Below are 5,130 nucleotides of genomic sequence, written 5' to 3' on the forward strand. Positions count from 1 at the left end.
TGTTTTTGAATTCGGATGTCGCAAATGGAAAAGGAGGGGTTTGGGGAGGAATTTTCCATTTGCTCCTCTTTTTGTTTTGGGGGAATTCGGGGCGGACTATTTCTTGCTAAAACGCTTAAAGTAGGCATCGATTTCATCTCGAAGCTCAATACCAACTCTCTCAAAGCAGTCGAGTAAATCCTTGTAGGTATTTTTACCACCAAGAAAATCCCAAAACTCGTCTGCTACTTTAAGCTCATTTTCAAGATCGAGCATTCCCCGCATTGTCCAGCGGGTATATGGTTCTGGTTCGTAGGGATTGTATGGAATTGCTATAAAAGTATTTACATCCGCCTTAGGATTGTTTGCTAAAACAACAGCGACCCATTCCAGTAGTGTGCGTTTAAACTCTTTAAAACCGCCAGCATTTGGTTTTGCTGTTTTAATATCAAACAAGAAATATGCACCGTCTTTTGATTCAAACATTAAATCAACCTTTGTAGGTTTTACTTTAATCATCTCACCGGTTTGACAAACTTTTCGTATTCTCTCAATTTCTTCTTTTTTATTTGGAGTGCTTGTTGCCGTAATAAGACCATCAATAATCTTTTGGATTTCAGTCTGTGCGGCGCTACTGATTTGATTTCCAGCTGTAGCTTGCGAGGTAGCCATTTTAAAATGCTTTTGCGCTAAAGCAAGACCAACCGGCTCAAAAATACTCGTTCCGAAATTTGTATTGATAGAGTGGATAAAAGAATAAAGAGCGAGTCGGTCTTTACCGAGCAAGCGAGTATGGAAAGGCATTGATGCCGGTTCCGGTTTATAGTTTTGAAACTTGTTACGCAGACTTGCTTTCAAAACTTCCTCAACACTATTTATTTGTTCTTTAGATAAAGCCATAAATTATTTTGTCTTAAAATGAAATATAATTTCTGAATACGGATTTCGATCGCGTTCCGTACGGTTCAATACTGGTCGCTTAAACTGATTCACAATTTTCATTCCTGCTTTCTCCGCAATTTCTGGATAGAGATTATATTTATCATTTGCCACAAGAAATATATCAAAATCCGCTTTGAGATATTCCTTGCAATTATTTAAGACATCCGCAATTCCTTGTGCATATGACCGGCGAGCCTCCATTCCTTGCCCCTTATAAAGCGGACCAATTTCTAAATCATCCTTGCGCTTAAATCCAAGAAGGTCATATGCGTAAGCGTGTTGTTCGTGGTAATCAATTTGCCCGACATATGGAGGTGAACAAAAAATACCAGCTATTTTCTGCTTTTTTAGAATTTTAGAAAACTCTGGGTTCTGTTTTTCTATTTTCTCAAAAATATTTACAGCTCTTGAGTCACCAGTTAATACAGAATAATGGACGGGCTTACGCAATCTTTTAAATTCTCTAATTCTACTCAAGGTATCAAGCGCGTAGCGATTGAGCATGCTTGTTATAGAAAAAAGAGGCTTGCAGATTTTTTTGTGCTTATAACAATAGTAAGTTGTGAGTTGTGGCTCTTTAAGAGTTGCTAAGTCGCTATGTGTAGTTGCACGGCATGATCTAATGGTTCTACTCAAAATAAGAGCGAGCATTTTTCTAGCCTTAACATCTTTCTCTTGTTTTATTGTTTGAAAAACGTGGTCTATCTCTCGGCGAACATTATCCATAAACCAAATATCAAGGAAAGAGCCTGACTTATCCTGTTTTAATTTGATTGAGTATTTTTTGACCAATTTCTGATAAATAGGTAAAAACTCACGCTCTTTTTCGATAGAAAATTTCTTTTCATCAAATTTTCCTTGATTGATTTTGTATTTGAAGTCAGAACCGGGAAAATGTATAAGGTTAAATTTAGCAAGTTCTCCAAGAAGCTCATTTTCGAAATCCTGAATTTTATTATCATGCTCAAAAGAATCAAGTGAAGTAATCAATTTTTTAATCGCTTTTTGTAAATACTCGTCATCATAATGGGTTGCCTTACAACTTGAGATCATACAGTTAAATTCCGAGACATCTATACCAACAGAATGAATACCCATCTCTAAAGACTGAATAATTGTTGTTCCGGAACCTAAGAATGGATCAAGAATAATATCACCGGCTTTGAAATAAGCTTCTTTTTTAAAATCATCAGTGTGATTATCTATAAAATACTCAACAAGCTGGGGAATGTATTTCCCTTTGTATGGGTGGAGTCGGTGGACATGTTTTGTAGTATCTACTTCTCTTAAATTATCAAAAGAAAGAGTCCAGTTTAAGTCATTGCCTAGATTTTTTTTCCAACTTACCTCGCGATTACCGTTATATGAAGCGTAATATTCTTTTAAATCATTTAAATCAACCATGGTCGAGCCGTTCTCTCCGTGTTTTTTTACTTTTCCATATTGGACGAGATAAGAAATATTTGTCGGCAAAACTTCTTTTTCAAGAAAATCTGATGCCCATTTTGATGCTTCGGGGATAGTTACTAGTGACATAAAATTATTTTAACATTTTTTAAATTTCTTTCCTAAGAACACCGACGACCTTGCCTTGTATCTCAACATTTGTTTCATAAAAAGGTTCCATATACTTATTTGCCGGAACAAGTTTAATTCGGTCTTTTTCTCTGTAAATCTTTTTGAGCGTAACCTCATTTCTGTCTGGCATGTATGCAACAGCTTTTTCCCCATCATCAACAGTCTGCTGATCACGAATTATCACAATGTCACCATCAGAAATACCTTCTTCTATCATACTTCGCCCAGTTACTTCTAGCGCGTAATAGTTGGCACCAGACGAAAGCATGTTGCGTGGAACTTCTATCGGTCTTGGATCAGGGATTGCTTCGATGGGACCTCCGGCGGGAATCAACCCCATCAACAATATTTCTACAGTTGCCAGTTTATGATTATGAAGTGCTTGAATAGATCGTTTTTTACCTTTCTCGGTCGTGAGAAGATTTTTCTCCCTTAAAGACGAGACATGCTGATGAACTGTTGGAATAGAAATATCAAAATACTTCGCAATCTCGGTCAAAGAGGGCGAATATCCATTCTCTCGGCGGTATTCTCTGGCAAACTGCAGAATCTCCGCCTGTCGTTTTGATGGTTTTCCTATTCCAGTGCTTGACTTCTCTTTCATACTTAGAGTATACTACCTAACATAAACCTAAACAAGTGGAAGTTATCCACAAATCAAACAATGGAAAACAAACGTAAACATCTTGAATTTATCCAGGATATCGTCCGCAGAATGGCGGGTAATTTATTTTTCTTAAGAGGCTGGACTATCACTTTGATTTCCGCATTACTCGCTTTATTTATCAAAGGTAGTAATTCCAGCAATGTTATTTATTTTCTGATAGTTCTAACCCTAGTCTTTTGGATTTTAGATGGATATTTTCTTTCCCAAGAGCGACTATTCCGAGATTTATATAATTATGTGAGAAAACTTAAAGAGGAGGAGATTGATTTTTCAATGGACATAAGTGAATATAAAAAATTCAAGAAAAATACTTTGTTGTATGCAATGTTTTCTACTACTCTTTTAATTTTCTATTTACCATTGATTGGGGCGGCATTATTTATTGTGTATCTAAACTAAATTTAAAAAATTATGGCAAGAAAAGTTTTTGTAAGTTATAAATACAGTGATTCAAGTGTCCAGCATATCGCAAGGTTGGGAGAGAGCAATCCTACAACAGCAAGGCATTATGTTGATTGGTTGCATAATCATTTGGATGCGAACGATCATATAATTAAAGGTGAAGATGACGGAGAGGATATGGGTGGATTTAAGGACGAAACAATCGCCTCTAATTTGCGGGATAAAATCTATGATAGCACTGTTACGGTGGTTTTGATTTCAAAAAATATGAGAGAGCTCTATACGCCGGAATCAGACCAGTGGATACCTTGGGAAGTAGCGTACTCTCTGCGAGAGAAAACGAGAGAAGACAGAACGAGTGGATCAAATGGGATAGTGGCAGTAGTTATTCCAGACGAAAATGGTAGTTATGAATATTTTGTTCAACCGATAGGATGTGTTCATTGTGGCAGTATCAGATGGAAACAAGATACATTATTTCAAATTCTTGGAAAAAATATGTTCAACAGAAAGCAACCAAAAACGGCAGTATGTCCTAATGGTGTTTGCGGGGTAGTTCATACCGGCGACGACCATTCGTATATTCACCCTGTTAAGTGGAGCGATTTCATGCCAAATATAAATTACTACATTGACCACGCTACAAGATTAAACCAGAGTATTGATGATTACGAGCTTGTGAAAGTTGTAAGTTAGTTTAGTAATTATGGCTACAAAAAGACAAGTTTTTTATAGTTTCCATTACAAACCGGATTGTTGGCGCGCTTCAACAATTCGCAGTATTGGTGCGATTGAGGGAAATAGACCTGCGCCTGACAACGATTGGGAAACAATATCGAGCAATGGTGATGAGGCCATAAAAAAGTGGATAAGTGAACAGATGAAATACAGATCATGCACTGTCGTTCTTGTTGGGAATAAAACCGCAGACAGAAAATGGATAAACCACGAAATTATAAAATCATGGAATAATAAAATGGGAGTTGTGGGCATTTATATCCACGGAATAAAAAATAGCGAAGGATTTATTACTGAAAAAGGAAACAATCCGTTTGATTACATACCGTACGGCGATAGCGGAAAAAAGTTATCCGCGATAATAAAGTGTTACAACCCAGCAGGCGTGAATAGTAAGGAAAGATATGATTGGATTTCAAGAAACATTTCAAACGCTGTTGAAGAAGCTGTAACTATTAGAAATAGTAATTAGGGGAGCATCCCCGCCGTCTCCTCTTTTTCCCACGTTGGGGATATTGTGCGCGAACGAGAGGGTGGTGCAAGTCAGAAGATACTTGAATTCTTATCAACACTTTACTATGGCAGAATCTTATTTTCTGATATAATAGAATCATTATGAAAAACCCAAAATTTGTTCTAGTTTCATTATTATTCGTTCCATTTTTGGCTTTTGCACAAGGAACACCTGTTCAACTTCCTTCAGCGGGAATTACACCTGAAAGTTCGTTCTATTTCCTTGACCGTCTGGGTGAAAATCTACGACAATTCTTTACCTTTAATCCCGAAGCAAAAGCCAAGCTTCAAATTGAATTTGCAGGAGAGCG

The 5,130-nt window shown here is 37.0% G+C and carries 7 protein-coding genes; 4 read left to right on the top strand and 3 right to left on the bottom strand.

Going from position 1 to position 5,130, the window contains the following annotated elements; all coding sequences use genetic code 11:
- Nucleotides 1–96 precede the first annotated feature (96 nt).
- From NUV40_00805 to lexA, 3 genes are read right to left on the bottom strand one after another with little or no spacing between them, the layout of a single operon-like run.
- Complete coding sequence (locus tag NUV40_00805; protein MCR4342427.1) at nucleotides 97–879, bottom strand: TdeIII family type II restriction endonuclease; 783 nt, start codon at nucleotides 877–879, stop codon at nucleotides 97–99.
- A gap of 3 nt (nucleotides 880–882) precedes the next feature.
- Nucleotides 883–2,457, bottom strand: coding sequence for a site-specific DNA-methyltransferase (locus NUV40_00810; protein MCR4342428.1), 1,575 nt, complete (start codon nucleotides 2,455–2,457; stop codon nucleotides 883–885).
- A 19-nt stretch (nucleotides 2,458–2,476) separates the two neighbouring features.
- Entirely contained in the window at nucleotides 2,477–3,103 is a 627-nt protein-coding gene (lexA, locus tag NUV40_00815) for a transcriptional repressor LexA (protein ID MCR4342429.1), read from the bottom strand.
- Nucleotides 3,104–3,163: 60 nt separating this feature from the next.
- Here lexA and NUV40_00820 point away from each other — a divergent pair, with 60 nt between their 5' ends.
- The 4 genes from NUV40_00820 to NUV40_00835 all read left to right on the top strand — a co-directional run.
- Nucleotides 3,164–3,565, top strand: coding sequence for a hypothetical protein (locus NUV40_00820; GenBank protein ID MCR4342430.1), 402 nt, complete (start codon nucleotides 3,164–3,166; stop codon nucleotides 3,563–3,565).
- A gap of 12 nt (nucleotides 3,566–3,577) precedes the next feature.
- Complete coding sequence (locus NUV40_00825) at nucleotides 3,578–4,264, top strand: TIR domain-containing protein (protein ID MCR4342431.1); 687 nt, start codon at nucleotides 3,578–3,580, stop codon at nucleotides 4,262–4,264.
- Between the two features lie 10 nt (nucleotides 4,265–4,274).
- Complete coding sequence (locus NUV40_00830) at nucleotides 4,275–4,778, top strand: TIR domain-containing protein (GenBank protein ID MCR4342432.1); 504 nt, start codon at nucleotides 4,275–4,277, stop codon at nucleotides 4,776–4,778.
- A gap of 143 nt (nucleotides 4,779–4,921) precedes the next feature.
- Nucleotides 4,922–5,130, top strand: a 209-nt coding sequence (locus NUV40_00835) for a DUF5667 domain-containing protein (GenBank protein ID MCR4342433.1), incomplete at its 3' end; no start/stop codon positions are given.

Source organism: Patescibacteria group bacterium, from assembly GCA_024654625.1.
Classification (GTDB): Bacteria; Patescibacteriota; Minisyncoccia.

Bases quoted from the DNA above. Each gene is read 5' to 3' on its own strand.
- NUV40_00820 (MCR4342430.1), top strand. From the start codon at position 3,164: ATGGAAAACAAACGTAAACATCTTGAATTTATCCAGGATATCGTCCGC.
- lexA (MCR4342429.1), bottom strand. From the start codon at position 3,103: ATGAAAGAGAAGTCAAGCACTGGAATAGGAAAACCATCAAAACGACAG.
- NUV40_00825 (MCR4342431.1), top strand. From the start codon at position 3,578: ATGGCAAGAAAAGTTTTTGTAAGTTATAAATACAGTGATTCAAGTGTC.
- NUV40_00830 (MCR4342432.1), top strand. From the start codon at position 4,275: ATGGCTACAAAAAGACAAGTTTTTTATAGTTTCCATTACAAACCGGAT.
- NUV40_00805 (MCR4342427.1), bottom strand. From the start codon at position 879: ATGGCTTTATCTAAAGAACAAATAAATAGTGTTGAGGAAGTTTTGAAA.
- NUV40_00810 (MCR4342428.1), bottom strand. From the start codon at position 2,457: ATGTCACTAGTAACTATCCCCGAAGCATCAAAATGGGCATCAGATTTT.